Source organism: Pseudoalteromonas sp. MMG022 (genome assembly GCF_021654245.1).
In the GTDB taxonomy this organism is placed as follows: Bacteria; Pseudomonadota; Gammaproteobacteria; order Enterobacterales; family Alteromonadaceae; genus Pseudoalteromonas; species Pseudoalteromonas amylolytica.
In genome coordinates this window covers 53,065-74,359 of record NZ_JAKFZQ010000016.1, presented here as the reverse complement: position 1 = coordinate 74,359, position 21,295 = coordinate 53,065, and the positions used below count along the sequence as shown (strand labels likewise).

The window sequence follows — 21,295 nt, the reverse complement described above, 5'->3', positions numbered from 1 at the left end:
ACTTATTAAATCCTTGCAAAATGGAACACGAATAGAGCTCACTAAAATTTCCTTCAGGCACTTTATAGCTGGACAGCCATTCAAATTTGAATGGCTGTCTGCATAGCATATTCTCAATCAAACAGCACTGCGTTACCAACAACTCGAACAGCTACTTTTAGCCGAAGTGAGTGATACACTCGCCGACCAATTTTGAATCAGCTTCACTAGGTCATGGCCAATACGATTTTACGATTGCCTTCATAGGGGGCTCTACCGTGTGCTACAAGCAAGTTATCGATAATAAGAATATCATTTTTCCGCCAATCGAAAGTAAGGCTCAGATCCTGATAGACATCATTGATGATTTTAATCATCTCATCGGGTATAGCACTACCATCATCTGCAAACACCACATTTCTAGGTGGTAACACCCCACAGCTATCAAGCAATACTCGGTATGATTCCCCTTGAGCATAAGGATGAAATACATGCGCTTGATTAAACCAAACTTGTTCGCCAGTTACTGGATGGGTCTGGATTGGCTCACAAGTTTGTAAAGTAGTAAGGCCTTCGTCTGTCCAAATGAGCTCGATATTATTTTTGTTACAATACTGCTCAACGGCCGCTTTATCGGATGTACAAAATGCATCTTGCCAGCTAAGGTCTATGAACGCATTGAAGTTTCGTTCAAATCTTAATTTTCTTTTCACAAACTCTTGCTGTATTTCAGCTGGAATCTTAGCAAGTACTTTACGGCTACATGTCAAAGGTGTTTGACCTTGACTAAATTCGTCAATGACACACTTGAACCAAAGGCGTTTCGGCCAGTGATTGCTATAAGCATTCTCATTATGTTGCAATATAGCTCTATCCTGAGGATATTCGGTTGTCGTATAAGTTTTGCCCGACAAGTTGGTCCTCGGTGTTGAACGAAACTTATATTCTAAAGGGGCTTCGCCACACCAGTTTAGAATACTATCCAGTTCCGTGTTTGCTACATCAAACCCGCGCAACAAAATTGCACCATGTGAGTGCAACTTTGTTTCCAGCTCAGACCATTGTGCTTTTATCCAACTCTCTAAGTCAGCATTATCTTCAGTCGTAATGGTATAGAGGAGATCGTCCTGTATTTTTAAACTGCTGTTCATTTCGTTCCTCCTTTATACATGGTTGAAGCTGTCGGCAATCGGTCTGTTGACAAATCGTCTAGAGGTGATTATCACCACAAGGACGTAAATAAGAAGCACAGCGATGCTCGATGTGATAAAGCTCAATAAGAATAGTGACATTGATGTATCTGGCATTATAAATCGTGTAGCCATAATAGAAGACACTAAGGCAACTATGATTGTGACGATGAGCGCCTTTAAGTTGTATGTAAGAAGCTCAGTGATAATATGAGTTGGAGATGCACCTATTGCCATTTTGGTCGCTATTTTCGAACTACTTAAGCGGCTGCTATAATCTTGCAGGCCATACAAGCCGATAACAGCAAGGAAAGTACATAGCAACATTAAAAATATTGTTGATAACTCAATTATATTAAAGGGCGCTTTCATCTCATTGAGTTTCGCTTCAATAGAGTCGTAGGTAAATATATTGACCTCAGGTGATACGCTATTGGTGATCGAGACTAAGTCAGACTTTGATAGTGCTTGGTCTGGCTTGAACTTAACGAGCAGCTGCGTTTTAGATTGAGGCGCAGGTCGATACATCCGGCTTATATCATCGACTTGACCAGGAAACTTCATATCAGCAACGATACCTGAGATAGTAAACATTCGTTCGCCATCTGGAGTCAGCTGCTTGCCTATCGCATTACCATCGCTAGAAAGCTCTTTTGCAAATGTTTCATTAATGATCACCAGCGGGTTACGATTAAATACATCTTCATAACTGAATGCTTTTCCTGCGATAAACTGCTGTGCAATGATATTGAAATATTCAGAGCTGACGGTACTAAACTCTGGTGCATACTGCGAGTCTGTGTGTGCGTCTTTAATTACAAAAATGTCTCTCGGGTCTAATGGAGAAGCACTTTGCTGTACATATTCGGTGCTAGGTAAGTTGTTTAGTGCTTGTTCAAGCTGGTTCACAATAGAAAAGGTGGCTTCCTCTGGCCATTCTCCCTCGCTGTGGCTTAATTCAATGCTGTATATATTTTTACTATTAAAGCCAAGGTCTTGCTTCGATATTTCGTATAGCTTTTGCAGAACAGACGTACAAAACACGATCAGCATAATTGCGCAAAATACCTGAACAGACATTAAGCCCTTTTGAGCGGTACTCGACACCTTAATGCCAGCACCCTTACCGCTTGTCTGCATCGCTGAGATCAGGCTCTTATAATTCACTATTGATATACTCAACTTAGAAAAGAGAAGAGTGAAGGCAAATACGCTTACTATCGCTAAGCCGATAGTTAAGCCGTTTACAGATAGCTCTTTTAGACGAGGCAAGACATCCGTTAGGTGTTGTTGTAATAAACCAAAAGTAAAATAGCTAAGGACAAAGCCAAGCACGGTTGAAAGGGTTATTAACACCGCGGATTCGTTAAATATTTCTTTAAATAAGTCCGTTTTGGAAGCGCCTAATGCGGCTCTAATAGCCAGTGGCTTATACATCTCAACTGTACGCATTAAAAATAAGTTAGAAATGTTCACACACGCAATAAAAATTAATCCATATGTGCCAACAATAAACAAGTAAACCAAGTGAATATTGCTGCCTAAAATCACGTCTTTTATTTTCGATGTTTTTGCATTGATACTCCAGCTATTAAAGAATGCAATGCCTTCGACTTGGCTTTTCCAAGTTCTATAAAGGTGTTGAGAAATCGACTCGTTGAGTGAATCCGGCTTGATGCCTTTGTGTACTTTTCCTAATAAAATGAGCTTTTCATCAATGTTGTACCAAGTTTCAGCTAAGTGTACGCTCGGGTTAAAGTCCCAAGTTAGCCAAATTTTGGTATCTTGACCTCTTTGATTTATTTCAGGCTCAACAAATGAGCGGTCCAATACCCCAACGATTTGAAACTGCCTGTTCGATATCGTTATTGTTTTATTAATAATATCGGGATTTTGACCATAGTATGTTTGCCATAAATCATAGCTAATAACAGCAGCCGGAACATTCTTCTGAAAGCCCTCATTGTCACTGAAAGTTCTACCTAGTTTGGTCTGAGCGGCCATCATAGAGAAGAACTCAGGTGTGATATAAGCAGTTTCTATTGTAGGTTTGTTCACGAGTGATGTAACGACATCTCTGGTAAACAGCGCCATTGAAGCCTGTTCAAAAAATTGTTTGTTATTGTAAAGGTCAACTAAACCTGGATAGGTATAAGCGTTAGTTTCACCTGTAGGGCTATCGAATATATGTTCAACCTTTACGATGCGCTCACTGTCTGGGTAAGGTAGGGGATCTAAAAGTAATAGATTTGCCAGTGTGGTAGCTGTTAAAAATGCTGAAATGGCAAGCGACATAGTGACTATCACTGTAAAAGAAAAATACTTCTTCACCAGCAGCCTTTTCGCCAACTGTAATAGGGATCCAAACATTTTAATATTCCTTACATTAAGCCGTTTCTAGTATTCCGTCTGAAAGCTTGTATTTTATATGTGCAAGATCAGCATATCTTGGGTCGTGTGTTACCAAACAGATGGTGGCGCCCTCTGCATGTAACTGATTTAGAACATCTAATACTAAATCCCCACTTTTAGAGTCTAAGTTACCTGTTGGTTCGTCAACAAGCAGTACGGAAGGTGACCCAACTAATGCTCTTGCAATACCAACACGTTGTTGTTGTCCACCTGAGAGTTGGTTAGGCTTATGGTTCATTCTATGTTCCAAGCCAACTTTTTTAAGACATTCTTCGGCTTGTGTACGAATGGCACTTTTGTCTTTCCAATTCGCGTTGTACTTAAGTGGGAGCATGACATTTTCAAGGACACTTAATTCATCGATCAAATTGAAAGATTGAAATATGAAACCAATCTTTTCGTTTCTCACTTTTGCACTATCGTGCATGCTTAGAGAGTCAACTTTAACGCCATCAATGTAATAGTCGCCACTAGTTGGGGTGTCTAGCAGGCCTAAAATTGATAAAAGCGTAGACTTTCCACTACCAGAAGGTCCCGATATTGAAATGTATTCACCCTGATGTATCGACAAGTCTAGACCGGTCAATACGTGACTTTCTACTTCTTCAGAGTCGAAAACTTTACTGATATTTTTAAGTTGAATTATTGGGGCTTTGTTCATAGTAATATTATCGTTATTGTGTTCCATGTTAATCCGCCAGATTGATCTCTTGTTTTTGTTCTGAGAGCGTCTTTAGGTTGTTGATAATGTACTTTTCACCTAATTTCGCCCCAGCTAAAACCTGAGTATATTTGCCTGATTGGGCACCTAATTGAAGCGTTTTCGCTTCTCCTTTTCTGTTGTCTTGCGACATTTTGTATAAGGTTACTGAGCTATTTGGTTGCGCGTTGGTAGGTGTTTCAATGTAAAGCGCATCCTTGATAGAAGCGATATTGATATTGCTTTGAACATTTTGCTGAGCTCTTGCACCTTCAATGCTTTCATCTTCGAATTCAACTTCAACAGTAATGTTGTTATTCACAACCACAGGTTCGATTCTAACGATACTACCAAGCGCTTTTTTCCCATTAAGAAAAATGCTTGCTTTTTGACCTGTCTGCAGCATAGGAGCCTGGCTTTGTGGCACGCGCAGGTGTGCAACGAGTTCATTTGAACTGCCAACTTCTGCTATTTGTGTGCCTGTAGCAACGCTTTGCCCAACTTCAACAAATACTCTTTGTACGACGCCATTGAAGTTAGCTTTTACACTTAAAGAGTCGACCCGTTTTTCTATGCTGCGAACCACCGACTTTTGTTGCTCAATGAGCTTCTCTGCAATCTTGACTTCTTCTTTTTGTAAATCAGCGACTTGTGATATGCGTTCTTTTTGAACATCAATCATTAGTTTTAACTGTTCGATATTGACTTTGCTCGCCTGAAAGTCAATTCGTGAAATAATCCCCACGTCTGATAACGATGATTCAGACTCCAATCGCATTTTGGCAACAACAAATTGCGATTCAAGCTCTGCAAGTCGTGACCTTTGATCGAGTCTTTGTATCTTTTGATTAATCTTGGTTTGTTGCAACACTGCTTCTTGTTGCAGCAATTGGAGTTGAGCTTGCTCTAGTTCTTGCATCAATTCTGGGTTACTGAGTACAACGATGGGAGTGCCTTTTTCGACGATTCCACCAGGTTTTACAAGCAGTTCTTGAACAGTTGCTGCGCTTTGAGCTGTTAGCAGTTGCTTATACTTTGATTCAAGTTGACCAAACGCATTAATAGAGACGTCAAAATTACCTTTTTGGACGTCTGCTATTTCGACGCTTGAGAGTGAAACATCGTGACCTTCGTCATTGTATAAGTAGATTGCAAGTACAAGCACTAAAGCGGTCACAGCAACTATTATTATCGGGTTATTCCTTTGTTTAGGTGATTTTTTTATATCCATTAAAATAGTTCCCACTTTGTTTTGAGTAAAGGTGCAATAGAGCTAAAGTTATCGGTCCAAAGTAATTCATTGGTATTTTCGATGACGCCTCTTGTCGAGGCGTTTAGTAACGCTTTGTCATACAAAAGATCGCGATTCTTTGTCATTAATACCCAGTCAGCGCTGCTACCTTCCTCAGCGTTTGTTCCTTGGCTGAAATAGACTAATTCAGTTTCAAGTTCAATCGCTGCGGCCTTTATAACTGGTAGTAGGTCGATATAGTTGTTTGAAATATGTAGTGCTAAAACGCCGTCTTTATCCAAGTTCTGCCAATACAGTTCAAATGCTTCGATAGTCAGTAAGTGTTTCGGAATTGAGTCACTTGAAAAAGCATCAACGACAAATACATTAAATGGGGCTTGTTCAGGATCGCGTTTTGACAAAGATAACCTTCCGTCACCTAAAATAGTTGATACTTGTGCTTTGGTATCAGACAAGTAGCTAAAGTGGCTGCCAGCAACGCGGATAACATCAGGGTTTAATTCGTAGAAGGTAATGGAGTCTTGTGCATCGCCATAAGCTGCAAGTGTGCCCGTACCTAGCCCTATAATACCCATATTAAGGTCATTCGCTTTCTTCACTGAATTTAGTAGCAAACCAATACCACTTTGGTGACTGAAATAGGCTAAAGGCAAGTGCTTTTCATCTTCATTTAAGCTTTGTGCGCCATGAGAAGTGATTCCATCAACCAATCTTCTTTCTGATATATCACCAATGTTGATGTCTTTCACCGTTAATGTGCCATAGAAACTACGCGTCGAATAAACATCAAACTTCTTATAAGCGCTGTTTACCATGAAAAACAGCAACAAGAATAAGGCTACGGCTGTGCCCCCTCCAATTTGTTGAAGCTTCAAATGACGCGCTGACTTTTCTTCTTTCACATTTAACAGCAATAACACCATAGTAAGGAAGATACTGATTGGCAGCTCTAAAAACTCATCGAATATAAGCGGAGAAACTACGGAGACAAGCAATCCACCAAAGAAACCACCAACAGACATGGTCAAATAAAAATTTGTTAAATATTCTTCTTTAGGGGCTGATTTGGCCAGCTCGCCGTGACAAATCATACAACCCGAGCCAAGTGCAATGCAGTAGATTATTATCTGGCTGTACAGGTCGAACATGGTGCTTGTGTGGTATAAAAATACAATACATAGCGCACTTAGCAAAAATACGCCGCCGGTCAACCAACGTCGATATGCATCAACGTTACTGAAGCTAATAATGTAAGTCGTCAGGTAGATGACCAAGGGAAGAATCCATAAAAATGGCACAGGCGGAATGTTCTGGGTCATTGCATTAGTAATCGAAAGCAATAATACAACGCCGGTCAATGCAAGCAGAGTCCAATATGCTTGCAACCTTAGAGGTAATTTAGTAACTAGTTCGTCAACCTTGACAGTTTTACTGGTGAGCTTTTTATCACTAAATATTTTGAAAATAATGAATAACAAAAAGAAAGAGTAGACACAGTAAAACACACTCCAAATAGTTTGTTGTAGACCAATTGTAAGTTGGGGTTCTATTAAAAACGGATAAGAAATAAGCCCTAATACGGCACCAACATTAGACAAAGCGTAGAAGTAGTAGCTTTTAGATTCAGCATCACTTTGATTCAGTGAATACCATTTATGTAGCATAGGCACTGTTGTTGAGAGCAGTGTATATGGTAAACCCACCGCGAAGAACAAGGTGGTAAGTACATCCAAAATGGGCAGTTCTTCACTTAAGTTCAGCTGATACAACTCAACGGATAATGGCATGAATAAAAAGCAAATAATTATCAATGCCGAATGGACCTTTATTTGATTTAGTACAGTTAGCTTGGAAAGGCTATGTGAATATAAATAACCAACTAACAAAAATGTTTGGAAAAAAAACATACAGCTGGTCCACGTTGCGGCAGACCCACCAAAGTAAGGCGTCATTATTTTCCCAAGTAACGGCTGTATTTGGAAAAGAAGGAACGACGAGATAAAGATTGTTAGTAGGTTTATTTTTTTCATTTTTCTATTTAACAGTTATAGGTTTGTTACATGAAATCCAATATTTCACTTAGACTATTGAAAAAGAAATCGATATCTTCTGTTGTCGTGTAGACATATGCTGAGATCCGCATTACTTGTTCGCCAGCAACTGCACTGACTAATGGTTGAGCACATAAGTGACCCGTTCGACAAATTATCCCATAGGAATCACTTAAAATCCTTGAAAGGTCGTCTAGATTACTAACGCCCTGAATAGAAAAGCTGGTTGTAGAGCTTCGAGCATGTCCGACACCACCGATGATTGTAAGTCGTTTATTTTCCAATATCTTACTTACAATATAATCAGAAAGGAAGTTATCATATTTTTCAATATTTTCCATTCCTAACTTGTCGATATAATCCAGCGCAGCGTTAAATCCAAATACGGCAGAAATATTGGGCGTACCAGCTTCTAAACGGTGTGGGAGCTTTCTTGTCTGGGTGTTATCTAACGCAACCCAGTCAACCATGCCGCCCCCCCATTGCATAGGCTTTAGTTCTTCCAATAGGGCTTTTTTGCCATATAAAATGCCTAAGCCAGTAGGGCCGAGGACTTTATGGGCAGAGAACGCCATAAAGTCTACATCTAGAGATTGTACGTCAATTGCTTTATGAGGAATTGACTGAGCCGCATCCATTAATGTGAGAACTCCATGCTTATGTGCCGCTTCAATCATTTCTTTCACCGGCAGATACAAGCCAGTGGCGTTAGAACAGTGCGTGATTGCTGCCAACTTAGGTTTTTCTTCCAGTAATTTATAGTAAGTCTCTAAATCGAGAGAGCCATCATCAAGTAGTCCAACGTAGCGCGTTTTGGCGTTCTGTTGCCATGGAAGAAAATTTGAATGGTGTGCATCTGAGCAAACTAAAATCCAGTCATCGCTGTCGAGTTCTAGCCCAAGTGCCACCATATTGATAGCTTCCGTGGTGTTTTTGCAAAATACTACTTCGTTACCACTACAACGAATGAAATTCGCGACTTTATAGCGAGTTTGTTCGTAGATATTGGACGCCTCTTCAGTAACGTAACTTTTCCCTCGGTGTACATTTGTCGCAACATTTTGATAGAAATGAGTAATCGCTTCTATAACACAGTTTGGTTTCAGCGACGTTGCAGCACTATCCAAATATACGACATCCACACCATCTATTTGTCGACTGAGAAAAGGAAAGTCATCCCGTAAATCAAAGCTCTGCATAGCATTATTCATTTTATTCTCCTTGCTCGCATGGCATACACGTTCTGAATTTACCGGAACGTCCAGTTTCTATATAGGGTACCTTGACTATGTTAAGTTCTGTGTTTGAGCCCAGCAGTGTTGATAATCGTTGATTTAGTTGTTGTTCTGAACTTTGCAGCCAATGCTCGTTCACAATCACCCTTAACTCGAAGACCGTTTGCTCTTTTTGCACTAGTTGATATAGCGCCAACCCACTTGGTACACCAATGGCTTCATCCACATCGTTTGGCGTAACAAAGGTGTCTTGCAGGTAAATAAAGTCTGACTTTCTGCCTTCAAATGTCACTACCGGTGAGCTAGAGCCGCAGCTACAGTTGCCTTTTTGTAATCTGTACATGTCACCAGTTCGATACCGAACATGAGGAAGGGCACCTTGGTCTAAACTGGTGATGATCACTTCAGCCAATTCATTGACTGAAGCTGGCTCTCCAGCCTCATTAATAAATTCAAATATGAAACTCTTACTGTTGAGGTGTAAATGTCCATGCTCACACTCCATAGCAACCCAGCCAAACTCCGACATAGAAACGAGTTGTTTGACTGCGTTTTCACTAAACATTTCGTTAATTTGTGCTTTTGCAATTTTGGTTACATTGCTAAATGTTGCCACGATGGGCGCTTCGGGCAGCACTTTATTCCTTTTTTTCGCGTGTCTCACGAGAAATGCAAAATGTGTAGCATCTATATAATAAAGGTTAGGTTGATAAGACTCGATTTCTTCAATCGCTCTATCTAGCATATGCTCAGGTGTTGTCAGAAGATCGTGATACACAGGCAGAATTAAAGTGCCATCCTTCATTAATCTGTCTTCCATTGTGCTATTTGGGTTGGCACATTCAACATCAGAACAGTTTGGGGCAGCATAGCGAACGTGTTTGCGAGGCGTAGCTGAGAATGCAGTAGCGATTTTTGGCAGTGTTTCACTACAGTTTATTGCACGTTCTAATAAGAGCGTGCCAAACTCAAAGGTGACAAGTCTGTCGCCAGTGGTTCCTGAACTTGGTGAGCGGCTAAGCCTCGCATCATCCAAACTGTATCGACCAGCGAATATTCCTGCAGGAAAATGCTTTCTAAACTCTTTTTTCTCGAAGATAGGAAACTTGGACAGATCTTCAATACGTTGGAAGTCATCCGGAGTAAGGCCCATCGACGTTAATCGAGACTTGAACATTCTGACATGTTCATAACAGTACTCAATCTCACGTTTAGCGTGTTGCTCGTTTTTTTTATTGGCAATAATCAATTGAATAGATTGCATTATTTCTTCCTAGAATTACCAAGGGATATCACTTCCGTACCGTACAATCTTCGCGCTTCTAGCTGCTTTTCTTCACATCGCGCGATTAATTTATCTGACTCAATAATCGGTTCAGACGAAGTAGTATAAGCAATGCTAGAAACAAATGATAACCAAGGTTCAGCCCCCATTGCGTAGATGTAAATGGCGGATGGTTCAAGACATTGTGTGATATGCCACGCACTGTCACAGTCAGATCCATTCAGTCTACGGTCTTGATCCATTTTGCGACGAAGCGAACCACTATAAAGTGGCCCATAAACCCAAGATAGGGGAGCACCTTTGCATTCCATGCCAATAAACAAAGTATCTATTGGGCCTAGGTATGTTCTCACGTTTTCGTACAGCTTTGGTGATAGGTTACGTGAATCGGCTGTACACATGAGTTTGTGGCCCTGCACTTCGATGAAGTACGCCAGTTTACTCTGAATATTTAAATCCCCGTGTTCACCAAAGAAAGGAACACCTACAATTCGAGAATCAGAATTGATAGTGACGGTTTCAAATTCTGATAGCTCAATGATATTTTTAAAGCCCAACTGTGTCAGCATCAACTTTATGGATGGGTCTTGTAAGGTGCCGCTTGCCGATGGTGGAACAACCCAATATTTTACTTTATGTCTTAGCTGCAACATAGTTTCAAACAAGATGTGATCTTGATGATTGTGAGTTAATACAACATAATCAATAACATCAGGTAGGTCTTTGTATGAAAGACGATCAGGTCCATTAGTAATATCATAACTAATGATAGGGTCACTCAAAATTGAGCAGTGTTGTGACTCTATTAAAATGGTCGCATGCCCAAAGTATCTCACGCGGATGGTGTCATCTTGGATTGTATTGGCTTCTGTGGTCACGTAGCTTGGCTTTTCGCTGAAAAATGAGTAGAACAGTTCAGCTTTGGTTGCTCTGTTTGGTGCATGTGACAAGATCTCTTCTACTTCTTCCAACGATAAGCCATGTTGCTTCGATGCAAATAATTTTTCATACAACGGCGAATCAAAAGGAATTTGCAGATTAACCGTATTGTCTCCCTCAAATCGAGGCGAGCTGAGAATAAATGGTCTGTCATCCGAATTTAAATGACATAGGTTTATAGATTGTAAGCTTTTATCATAAAACTTTGGGTTCATGTAAAACAAAGGCTCAATCAGTCTAAAGCTGGGGTAGTTATTAAGATCGTAATTGAGTTCAACCATACCTTGTAAAGGCTCTGGAATGCGTTCATATAAACTTTCCAAAGACATGCCTTTAGCTTCTTCTTGGATGAGTTTTTGTAAGTCGTCGATTGCTTGACTTAGGGCGACAATCTCAGCACGATTTTGCTTGTCTTGCTCTAAAAAGTCTTTAATGAACTCAGGTTCAAGCTCATTGGCATTCTCTACAAATAATCCACCTTTGAGTGACTTCTTTTGTGCTGAAGACGCGTGAATCTCTGGATTTGCTGTATAAGATTCTAAGATCCTGTGATGTTGCTTCGTCGTTATCATAGCGTTAGTCGCAGGAGATATTAACATCGACCAAGCGTACCAATTATTCACTAGCGGCTCGGCCTGAATATTTCCTTTAAGATAAAATCGCTTACTCACAATATACTCCTTCAATTACGAACCGATGGTTCTATTACTGCTGTTTCCGTTGGTGTCTCAGTTGCGTCGTCTTTTGATTTTGAGAGACCAAGTTGAATTTCTTTAATTAGTTTATGTGACGCGTTAAACGCAATTTGGCGAGAGAAATGGAATGGGTTACCGTCTATGAAATCACCGTCAGATGTTACTAATTCACCAATGTCCAACACGGCGACATTAAATGTTTTAGCCGTCGTTGCGACAATGTGCTTACATTTTGTAATTTCACGAGGTAGCTCTTGCCAGACTTCAAAATTATCTTTGGGTGCTATGTCACTATGGTCAATTAAAATAATCTTGGTGTTTGGCATCCGCGCTTTGACTGCATGAATCGTTTCAGTTAAAAACCGTTCAAATAAATCGAGTCGTTCCGAGTTTTCGATATAGGTACAGTTTTTGGCTAGCCATTTAAGGCCTGATGGCGAGTAGATCTTGTCCCACCAAGGACCTGAACCGAGGTGCTGCTTCCATTCCTTAACAACATGCCAGTTTTCTTTCTTGGTCAAATCGACATGAAATGGTGAGATAGGCAAGTAGATGTCGGTGTTTTGGTATTGGTAATAAGCTGTCCGGTAATCCTTAGCTAAGTCCAAAATAAGTACTTGCCTTTGATCACTTAAGTCAATCGTGGGTTGAACATCACTCGTCCAAGCTAATGCGGATTCTAGTTCTGCTTTATCATGGCTCTTACCAAATTGATACCTCATCATTGAGGCACTTGCACGCCATTCAGAAACATCTGTAAGTATGTCCGGTAATACATTTTCCATGTACGCATTCAATACATTAACCGTACATCCACCTTGGAACAAAATATTGTGCTCGTTAACCTGAGTAGGCTGAGCGAAAAAACGTGCTTGTATGGCAGTTAATGCTGGCCTTAATATAGGAGCGAAATGCCATAACTTATCGCCAATTTGGAATAGCTTCTGTTGCCAAAACGACAGCTCAGGTGTGATCTCGCCTATCCAGTCTGGTGCAGTACCCATGAGAGAGTCGAGCTGTTTTGAATTGGTGCTAAGTTGAGGATATCCCAACATATAATATATATGTTGCTCTATGCCCATATTCAAAATTCGGCATGAAAACACAAAGTGCTCTAATTGCGAGGTGCCATTACTTAATTGCTTGAGTGCGTAGAAGCCGCAAATGCCGTAATCACCATATTTATCTTTTACCCATACAGCTTTGCAAGTTACTGATTTATCGATCACCAATGCTTCAACGGCTGGTTTTTCGATGCGCTTTTTGGTGAAATTAAGCTGGTTTGTCCGTTCAATTAATTCGGCAATTCTATCGATGTGTTGCTCAGCTGAGACAAACGCAATTTTTATATCAGATTGTTTTAGAAAGTCTGAGCTGGATTCAACTTGCGCTCTTTGCTCTGCTTTTCTCTCAAGTAGCTTGTAGTGGGCAAGTCTAGTATGTTGTTTGTCAGGTTTCGGGTTGTCTTCAATATAAGACTTCAATACCTCAATATATTGCGCATCTAACACCATTAAGTTTGGTAATTCGAACTTTGCAGCTTCAAGGTTGAGTATTCTATCGTCAACGAACAGCGTGTTATCTGGTCTCAGTTGTACATCTTCAATTATTTTTCGAATAGATGGCCCTTTTGGCTGCCAATTTATTTGAGGAAATACAAAGTATTCCCAGATGCCTAGAGAAACGAGTTTTGCTTTAACAATTTCAAAGTCATTATTTGAGCAAATTGCATTAACAATACCATTATCAACAAGCGCTTTTAGAAGGGCAATATGCTCCGGTGGGCAGCTTACATCACCCTCTGAAATAGTGCCTTTCCAGAAAGTATCATCCATATCCCAAATAACCAACTTAAGCTTATTAGTAATTGTTTTCATGCTTTGTCCATGTCATTTAGAAGCACATTAAAGTGCCAGTGTTTAAGATCGCCATACACACCAAAGAGGTCGTAAAAGGTCCTATCTATGTCCCATTGCAACGACGACTTTACGTGGTCCTGCAAATGGTTCCCGCCCATGGGCAACTAACTTATTGTCCATGAACAAAATGTCGCCCTTTTTCCAATCAAAGCGCACCGTTGCCTTGTTATAGGCGGTTCTAATATTGTCAATGATATCGTCTGAAATAGTTTCTCCATCACCCCAAAACACATTGAACGGCATTCCTTCATGACCAAAAGCCGCGAGCATCTCATCCTTTATCTTTGGTTCCATAGAGGAAGGGTGCCAAAAAGCGATATGGTTCATCCAGACTTTTTCTAAAGTGATAGGATGGGTGTGAACAGCTGGCCTAACTTGAGTCGTTCTTACTTGATGCTCGCTAATCTTTTCATAATCCATTTGCATCTGTTTGCAATACTGCTCGATAGCTAGGTGGTCTTCTGTCTCAAAGGCACGAATGAGATCTGGCCCTAAACCCGTGCCGAAGTTTCTAATTAACTTCCACTGCCTTGCCTCAAACTCTTCAACAATGTCAGCATCAATATAACTTAACACTTTTCGGCAATCAGCGATTGGTGTGGCACCTTTAACAATGGCTGCCTGTAGGCAAGCAAAGATAATTTTCTCTGGAACCTTAATCACATAAGAAAGCTCATTATGAGGGAAAATAGACAGCTTCTCAGGGTATTCAGTAGATGTGTAAACATTATTCCCTAGCTTTTGTCTTGGAGTGCCGCCTTCGACATAGTTTGTAGAGTTTTCAACAAACACGCCTGACACTTCTTTGAAACTTTCCAAATCTTGAAGGTCAAAGTTTCTTATAAGCAACGCTCCACTTTCTAAAATCGTTTTATTAATAGTATCTATATTATCTGAAGCCCATTGTATTGCGCTTGTGTTAGAACCTCTATTCTCAATCACAGGCAACCAATCTATTTTATGTGATGTTGAAACATCTACTGGATTGGTAATTAAGTTCACGTTTGTTTCATCCATAACAGCTTACTTATATCTATTATTGTTTTTTATTATGCTATTGGAATTATCATCCCATGCATAGTGTTTTATTAGGTGACTTTCGTTTTTTCTTTCATGATATTAACTTAGGCTAAAGCGCTGCTCTGCTTTAGTTTTTGTTAACTAGTAGTTTGTGAATTATATTTTTCAATATAGATAGTCCTTCTATTAAAGTTCTCTCACTGACGGCCAATGATATTCTAATACATTGCTCTCCACCAATCGAAGATGAGTCCACACCGAAAAAGAAGACATCACCGGGAACAATGATTAATTTATGCTTTTTGGCTTCTTCATAAATAACTTGTGAGTTGCATTTTAAGTCTGAAAACTGTATCCAAAGAAACATTCCTCCGGAATATTGATGCATTTTCCAATTAATGCCCTTAAATAAATCCATCATTAATGTTTTGGCAAATAGTGCCATGTTGGAATACATAGGTCTTAACACTTGGTGACAAAAGCGACTTAGGTCATGATGATTTATAGCTTGATTAGCCAGTAGCTGGGCATATGCATTAGGCTGAATAGTTGCATTACATTGACTGAGCGATAGGTTAGCTACCAGAGCTGAATCGGCAACGGCAATACCAATTCTACTACCAGGAATGCCGGCTTTTGAAAAACTAAAACTATAAACTAGATTTGGAAGCATTTTAAAATCAATAGGCTGGTGGCATAGCCCTGGGAAAGGGTTGCCATATGCGCAGTCGATAATTAGTGGTATTCCTTCATTTTCAGCTGCTTTAACTAAAAACTGCCATTCTTGTTCAGACAAGCATTTTCCTGTTGGATTACTGGGAAATGATAATATCATAGCTCCATGCTCACGACGGTTTACATGACAATTTTCAATGTCCAGTTTATAAATAAACTCTTTATCATCTATATTTTTAACCGTCGGCAGCCTCGCATCAAAACCGTCCTGATTTAATATTTGTCCACTGTAACCCACATACTCGGGCAGGGCTGGAATGAATATCTTTTTACTGTCGCTATTAAATTGTCCAGAAAATATATTGTTAAGCATAAAGAAAAGAGATTGGCTACCATTTGTTACCAATATGTTTTCAGCGGTAGTTTCCCAGCCATAATGCTTATTAAGTAGTTCCGAACATGTTTTTCTTAATAGTAAGTCTCCCGAAGTGCTGCCATAGCTCATTACTGATTGGGCAACTTTTTCCGCAGATATAGATTTAATAACTGATAGCCAATACTCTTCAACTTCTTTGGTTATTAAAGGGTTTCCAACACCCAAGTTTAACCACTGTTTACTGTCACTAGCCAGAGACATATTGATGTCTTTTGCTAGTTTGATCATGGGAGAATTTTGGCACATCAAATTCCCCTGCTTTGAAAGGGTTAACGACATAGTAAGGCTTCTATGTGATCAAAAATGAAAACCTCTATATTTTCATTTTTGGAGATTAACAGTCGTCTTTTAACGTGCTGGGTGATTAATACATAATTGGTCATGACACATCTATTAGAGAAATAATTTGTTCTGTTACATCGGATGTGCCAGCTTCACCACCCAAGTCGGGCGTTTTGTGAGAGCTAGCCATTTGCAGATATTCATCAACAGCTGCAGTGATGCGTTTTCCCCATTTGTCTAATCGCAAATGATCATATAAAAGGGCTAAGCTGTAGAGTGACGCCACTGGATTAGCAATTCCTTTTCCAGCGATATCGGGGGCAGAGCCGTGAACGGGTTCAAACAAAGCGATACCCGACTGTGGGTTGATATTCGCGCTTGGGGTAATTCCTAAACCACCTACAACTCCCGCGCCTAAATCACCTAGAATATCACCAAATAGGTTACTGGAAACGACAACATCTATCGATCTAGGGTCGCTGACCATACGTTGGCAGTACGCATCAATGTAATGCTCTCCTGTTTCAATGTGATTAAATTCTTTAGATATTTTGCGAAAACGTGTTCGCCATAGTTGACCGATATTCGTCACGGCATTTGCTTTATCGACTAAGTCTACGCGACGCCTATCGTTTGCCACTGCCCATTCAAATGCTTCTCTTATAATTCTGTCTACAGAATGCGTTGAATAATACGCGGTATCCATTGCGGCTTGCGTGCCATCAACACCAGCAACAGAGCCTCCCACTTGAGTATAGAGCCCTTGGGTATTTTCTCTGAAAATAACCATGTCAGCCCCCTCGACTCGGTTTTCCTTAAGGGGGGAGTAACAGTTGCTAACAGCTCTAATAGGCCTAAAATTAACGTATAAGTCTAAAGATTGTCTTAATTTTAGAAGCAGCTCTCTACCGTGCTCCATATTAGGAATACGAGGATCACCGATAGCGCCGAACAAAATACCGTCTACACCATCTGTAAGACTCTTTATATCCGAATCTTTTAGAATGTAACCGTGCTCAAGATAAAAGTCGGCATCTCGGTTGAAATATTCATAATTAACAACGTCACAGCTCGAGTGATTGATATGTTCAATAACTTTAACCGCTTCGTTGGTCACTTCTTTGCCTATACCATCACCGGGTATTATGATGATTTTTCTTTCAGTGTTCATTTTTACTAAAAAATTCCGAAGGGGTCATTAATTTACCTGCAACTGCTGCAATAGCCACAACCGTTGGAGAAGCTAAGTAAACACTCCCAGGCCCAGAACGACCTGGAAAGTTTCTATTTTGAGAGCTAATTGTTACCTCACTCGATTGTTTTGAAACACCAGGGCCTGCGTTGATACATGCACCACAAGAAGGGTCGATTAACTTGGCTCCAAAGCTTTCAAATAGCGATATATAATTTTTCTCTTCACAATATGATTTGACGTTGTCACTGCCAAACTGAATGTAAAAGTCAATATTGTCTGGCTTTTCCAAACCGAGCTTCTTTGCGTGAAGTAACACTTGCGCATACAGATCCATATCCGAATTTTTTCCTCCGGTGCATGAGCCTGCATAAGCTCTGTCAACTGTGATTGTGTTGAGTCTTTGAGCAAGAATATGCTCTAAAGAATGCACATTTCTAGGATCGCCAGGCAATGCAATTGATGGGCTAACTGAGCTGAGCTCCAATGAAAGTTGATGATCAAATTGGGCATCATCATCATTCACCAATTCAAGCAAAGCAGTTACTTGATGCTCAGGTAAATCTCTCATTTTCTCTATGTAATCAAGGGTCACAGAATCTACTTCAAAAATTGCGGTGGTAGCGCCCATTTCAACCGCCATATTGGCAATCGTCGCGCGTTCGTCGATTGATAAGTGTTTGATTCCGTCTCCTTTATATAGGAGTACGCAGCCAAGTGCTTCTGAATGCTTAAAGAAATCTAATGTCAGCAACTGAAGTACGATATCTTTAGCGGTACACCATGGGGGGAGTTCGCCAACCAACTCTATTGCAACGGTCTTTGGCATGGTAAATTTTACATCTTTCGTAAACCATGCATTTGCCATATCCGTTGCCCCAACACCAAATGCAAAACACCCCAACGCGCCAGCGGTGCAAGTATGGCTGTCAGTCCCTATGATTACCTGTCCAGGTAGAGCGAGATCTTCCATCACCGCATTGTGGCATATTGCAGACTTTTCGCTAGCAGAGCGTCCTGAGTAGTAGGTTAGGCCATTGAGCTTCACGAACTCTAACTGTGTCTCAATAAGTCTGTTGGCTTGGACGGCCAAGTGTTGCTTTTGCGCAGGTAGCGTTTGCTCTAAAAATGTTAAATGGTCTTGAAAGCAAACGATAGACGTTGGGTCCGTTAATGTCGCGTTATGACCTAATTCGCTTTCAAACAGTGATATGCACATAGGTGAAACATATTCGTGAGAAAACCTTAGATCAACATGACAAAAAGACACTTCATTGGATTGATGATCTGAATAGATGGAACTGAGTCTATTTTTTACTATTTTTTGTAATAAATTTAGGGGGGCAGCCTCATCGAAGACCGTAATCGGCTGTTTGTTTTTATGGTGCTCAATATTAAATTTAAACAACCCCCCTTTGTAAATGATTTCTCTATCAATTCGCGACATAGATTCGCTGAACTTGCCCAGCGGGATCGGTTGTTTGTCAAACACATACTCTAATATTGAAAAATCTGTGGTAGGAAACAACCCAATATTAATACAGTTCTGATAGTAGATTTTTTCAAATGATTTGGCGACTATGACTTTTGCGCCTAGTGCTTTTTCAGCATAAGGTGAATGTTCTCTTGAAGAGCCACAGCCCTTTGAGTTTCCAGATACTATCACACACGGGTTAATACGCTTTATATCGCCTTCGTGCACAACCCCTTGCCTCAAGCCGAGATAGGCAAAGTCAGCTAGCTTCTCATCGTACCAAAAGCAGCACCAACCGGGAGTTATCTCGTCTGTGGAGATGTTATCCAATAAATCGTTGCAAATATCTTGTTTTAGGTATTCATCGAGAGATTTCACACCTTGGTTATTAATTTGCATTTCTATTTGCTGGGGGGTGTTTGTGAGTACGAATGCTCTCCCATTCGTATCAATATAGTTTTTTGACACCTTAATTCACACCTTCAATTACGCTGTATATTTCATCATCGGTAAGTGGACGATGTCGCTGTGAAGCAAATTTCAAAATATTGTCCACTAATTCTGATGTAATTAAGACATCGCTTTGTTCTAGCCAATTGATTACATTCGCTTTTCCTGACATATAGTTAATTTCAATTTCATTTTCTCGGGAGAAAGCAGAGGCAGGCACTGATGAATAAATCAAATCACATAACATGGGGTTCTCGAGTAGCTTGGACTTTCTAATTGCCGCAGCATGGACGCCAGAGGCTGTTTTAAACACATTGGCACCAAACACAGGATAATTGTCGGGGATAGTCTGCTTAAAATAAGTTGCTGACAATTCGACATAATTTTTTAACTTACTGACATCCCATTGTGTATAGCCCTGTAAGAACAAATTAACGATGATTTGGTCAATAGCCGCATTTCCTGTGCGTTCACCTATGCCAAGTGCGGTCCCATGAATACGATCACAGCCAGCCAAGATAGCTTCCATAGAGTTTATTAAGGCTAACCCTCGATCATTGTGGCCATGCCAGTCAAAACCGATCTGATAGTCGCGTTGTTCAAAATATGCTACTGACCAAGAAACGATTTCACGTACACCGGCAGGAGTGCTTTGGCCAACCGTGTCACATAACACAATTCTGTTGAGGCCTAGCTCAATTGCAAGATCATACATAGATGAGAGCGTGCTAGGTAATGCTCTAGTGGCATCTTCAATTACTAAAGTTGGTGTTAATCCTTGGGATAAACTGAATTCAAGCGTTGTTCTTGAAATTGAAATAATATGTGCTAAATCCCATTTTTCGACCAGTTGTCTTATGGGACTTACTGCGATAAATAATAGGGGCTCAATTGGCCTCCCCATTGTTTCGGATAATGAAATAATGGGTTTTATATCCTCGATATGTGTTCTACCTGCGCAGCAAGGCTTTATTTTAAGCTGGCAGTTTGAGATATGAGAAACGAGCGATTTAATATTATTAAAAGCACGTTTATTTGCCGATGGAAAGCCGATATCGAGATACTCTACACCTAATTTTTCCATAGAGGAAATGAGTTCTTTTTTCTCATCTAATTCAGGTAGCCAAACGCCTGGAGATTGAATGCCGTCTCTGAGTGATTCATCTAAAAGCGATACTTTTCTTTTTAATTTAGAGCTTTCATTCCAATTATGGATTAATTCCTTTTTATGCATACTGAATTCCTTTTAAAATACGTCTAGAAAACTATCTCATTGAATTGTAGGCGTTTCAATTTTCAATACGGTAAGCCTTGTTTTCGATTTAGTCAATAGTAAAAAGTCTTTCTTGGTATTAAATAAAAGTCTTTTGCTAAGAGCTTAATGTTGATGTATCTAGGTGATAGTAATCTTAAGTTTGATTGCTAAGGTGCTTCTTTTTGTTGTTATTTGGTTCTCTAATTTGCCAATTTTATGGGGAGGTTTTTCTGTGAGTGTTGGGGGGAGATAAACAGTGAACGCGTGAATATTCTTTAACTCTCAGATTTGTTGGTTTCATCTAAATGCTCAGTAATCATCAAGGCTGTACGGTGGTTTCGCGTAATGTTTGTGTTTAAATTTTCACTCATCTTAATTAAGTTGGAACTTTATTCAAAAAAATACTAAAGACTCCGTGGCATATTTACTATGCATTGGAGTGTCTCTTTCTCTAAAGTAGGCATCGGAAGCCAGTGCAAACAACTCTCTATAGGCCATATACATTGCCGTTATTCTATTTTTTAGTGTCATAAGGCTCTCTCAGTTTTTTTACCGTAAACTGCAATAACTTGCCTTTTAGTCAGTACTTGTGTGATCTTGTCACACTTTGTGAGGTTCATAAAAAGTTCATTAATAATAGGGTGTTATCGTGGTCTTCCCTTTGGGATCCACAGGTTTCCTGACATAGAGGTGATTTTTGTCGAAAATCTTTAAAATTGAAAATCATGGAATAAAAAGCGGTTGTGGCGGTATGTAGGTGTAAGTGGGTGCCTAATCAAAATTTCCCTAATTTGTGTAATTTTAATTGTTGAAAATAATTCTATAAACTTTTAATCTTGTTCAAGACAAAAATA

Annotated in this window: 15 protein-coding genes; all 15 read right to left on the bottom strand. The window is 40.0% G+C overall.

Features of this window, described 5'->3' with window-relative positions:
• Positions 1 to 206 precede the first annotated feature (206 nt).
• The 15 genes from L1070_RS14605 to L1070_RS14535 all read right to left on the bottom strand — a co-directional run bounded on the left by L1070_RS14605 (position 207) and on the right by L1070_RS14535 (position 20,972).
• Positions 207 to 1,130 carry a TauD/TfdA family dioxygenase gene (locus L1070_RS14605; RefSeq protein WP_237126085.1) on the bottom strand — a complete coding sequence of 308 codons (924 nt, stop codon included), beginning with the start codon at positions 1,128 to 1,130 and terminating at the stop codon, positions 207 to 209.
• A gap of 12 nt (positions 1,131 to 1,142) precedes the next feature.
• Positions 1,143 to 3,539 (bottom strand): ABC transporter permease, encoded by a 2,397-nt coding sequence (locus L1070_RS14600; protein ID WP_237126084.1) that lies wholly within the window; start codon positions 3,537 to 3,539, stop codon positions 1,143 to 1,145.
• Between the two features lie 16 nt (positions 3,540 to 3,555).
• Complete coding sequence (locus tag L1070_RS14595; RefSeq protein WP_237126083.1) at positions 3,556 to 4,242, bottom strand: ABC transporter ATP-binding protein; 687 nt, start codon at positions 4,240 to 4,242, stop codon at positions 3,556 to 3,558.
• A gap of 28 nt (positions 4,243 to 4,270) precedes the next feature.
• Complete coding sequence (locus tag L1070_RS14590) at positions 4,271 to 5,512, bottom strand: HlyD family efflux transporter periplasmic adaptor subunit (RefSeq protein WP_237126082.1); 1,242 nt, start codon at positions 5,510 to 5,512, stop codon at positions 4,271 to 4,273.
• Positions 5,512 to 7,320: a fused MFS/spermidine synthase gene (locus L1070_RS14585; RefSeq protein WP_237126081.1), complete on the bottom strand. Its 1,809-nt coding sequence runs from the start codon at positions 7,318 to 7,320 to the stop codon at positions 5,512 to 5,514. The genes L1070_RS14590 and L1070_RS14585 overlap by 1 nt, the downstream gene beginning before the upstream one ends.
• A gap of 269 nt (positions 7,321 to 7,589) precedes the next feature.
• On the bottom strand, positions 7,590 to 8,795 hold the full coding sequence (locus L1070_RS14580; RefSeq protein WP_083330550.1) for a cysteine desulfurase: 1,206 nt from the start codon (positions 8,793 to 8,795) through the stop codon (positions 7,590 to 7,592).
• 1 nt (position 8,796) lies between these two features.
• Positions 8,797 to 10,083 carry a phenylacetate--CoA ligase family protein gene (locus tag L1070_RS14575; RefSeq protein WP_070986117.1) on the bottom strand — a complete coding sequence of 429 codons (1,287 nt, stop codon included), beginning with the start codon at positions 10,081 to 10,083 and terminating at the stop codon, positions 8,797 to 8,799.
• Entirely contained in the window at positions 10,083 to 11,714 is a 1,632-nt protein-coding gene (locus tag L1070_RS14570) for an MBL fold metallo-hydrolase (RefSeq protein WP_083330551.1), read from the bottom strand. The genes L1070_RS14575 and L1070_RS14570 overlap by 1 nt, the downstream gene beginning before the upstream one ends.
• 11 nt (positions 11,715 to 11,725) lie before the next feature.
• Positions 11,726 to 13,615 carry an HAD-IIIC family phosphatase gene (locus tag L1070_RS14565; RefSeq protein WP_237126080.1) on the bottom strand — a complete coding sequence of 630 codons (1,890 nt, stop codon included), beginning with the start codon at positions 13,613 to 13,615 and terminating at the stop codon, positions 11,726 to 11,728.
• Positions 13,616 to 13,696: 81 nt separating this feature from the next.
• Entirely contained in the window at positions 13,697 to 14,674 is a 978-nt protein-coding gene (locus tag L1070_RS14560) for a TauD/TfdA family dioxygenase (protein ID WP_237126079.1), read from the bottom strand.
• Between the two features lie 130 nt (positions 14,675 to 14,804).
• Entirely contained in the window at positions 14,805 to 16,067 is a 1,263-nt protein-coding gene (locus tag L1070_RS14555; protein WP_237126078.1) for an aminotransferase class I/II-fold pyridoxal phosphate-dependent enzyme, read from the bottom strand.
• A 100-nt stretch (positions 16,068 to 16,167) separates the two neighbouring features.
• A complete protein-coding gene (locus L1070_RS14550) occupies positions 16,168 to 17,241 on the bottom strand; it encodes an isocitrate/isopropylmalate family dehydrogenase (protein ID WP_070986120.1) in 1,074 nt (357 codons plus the stop codon).
• On the bottom strand, positions 17,231 to 19,204 hold the full coding sequence (locus tag L1070_RS14545) for an aconitase family protein (RefSeq protein WP_237126077.1): 1,974 nt from the start codon (positions 19,202 to 19,204) through the stop codon (positions 17,231 to 17,233). The genes L1070_RS14550 and L1070_RS14545 overlap by 11 nt, the downstream gene beginning before the upstream one ends.
• Position 19,205: 1 nt before the next feature.
• A complete protein-coding gene (locus tag L1070_RS14540) occupies positions 19,206 to 20,420 on the bottom strand; it encodes a LeuA family protein (RefSeq protein WP_237126076.1) in 1,215 nt (404 codons plus the stop codon).
• 414 nt (positions 20,421 to 20,834) lie between these two features.
• The gene (locus tag L1070_RS14535; RefSeq protein WP_237126075.1) at positions 20,835 to 20,972 is read right to left on the bottom strand and encodes a hypothetical protein; all 138 of its coding nucleotides are present in this window, start codon (positions 20,970 to 20,972) and stop codon (positions 20,835 to 20,837) included.
• Positions 20,973 to 21,295 lie beyond the last annotated feature (323 nt).

Excerpts from the sequence above, each read along its gene's own strand:
- L1070_RS14605 (WP_237126085.1), bottom strand. The coding sequence starts at position 1,130 with ATGAACAGCAGTTTAAAAATACAGGACGATCTCCTCTATACCATTACG.
- L1070_RS14600 (WP_237126084.1), bottom strand. The coding sequence starts at position 3,539 with ATGTTTGGATCCCTATTACAGTTGGCGAAAAGGCTGCTGGTGAAGAAG.
- L1070_RS14595 (WP_237126083.1), bottom strand. The coding sequence starts at position 4,242 with ATGAACAAAGCCCCAATAATTCAACTTAAAAATATCAGTAAAGTTTTC.
- L1070_RS14590 (WP_237126082.1), bottom strand. The coding sequence starts at position 5,512 with ATGGATATAAAAAAATCACCTAAACAAAGGAATAACCCGATAATAATA.
- L1070_RS14585 (WP_237126081.1), bottom strand. The coding sequence starts at position 7,320 with ATGCCATTATCCGTTGAGTTGTATCAGCTGAACTTAAGTGAAGAACTG.
- L1070_RS14580 (WP_083330550.1), bottom strand. The coding sequence starts at position 8,795 with ATGAATAATGCTATGCAGAGCTTTGATTTACGGGATGACTTTCCTTTT.
- L1070_RS14575 (WP_070986117.1), bottom strand. The coding sequence starts at position 10,083 with ATGCAATCTATTCAATTGATTATTGCCAATAAAAAAAACGAGCAACAC.
- L1070_RS14565 (WP_237126080.1), bottom strand. The coding sequence starts at position 13,615 with ATGAAAACAATTACTAATAAGCTTAAGTTGGTTATTTGGGATATGGAT.
- L1070_RS14560 (WP_237126079.1), bottom strand. The coding sequence starts at position 14,674 with ATGGATGAAACAAACGTGAACTTAATTACCAATCCAGTAGATGTTTCA.
- L1070_RS14555 (WP_237126078.1), bottom strand. The coding sequence starts at position 16,067 with ATGTCGTTAACCCTTTCAAAGCAGGGGAATTTGATGTGCCAAAATTCT.
- L1070_RS14550 (WP_070986120.1), bottom strand. The coding sequence starts at position 17,241 with ATGAACACTGAAAGAAAAATCATCATAATACCCGGTGATGGTATAGGC.
- L1070_RS14540 (WP_237126076.1), bottom strand. The coding sequence starts at position 20,420 with ATGCATAAAAAGGAATTAATCCATAATTGGAATGAAAGCTCTAAATTA.
- L1070_RS14535 (WP_237126075.1), bottom strand. The coding sequence starts at position 20,972 with ATGACACTAAAAAATAGAATAACGGCAATGTATATGGCCTATAGAGAG.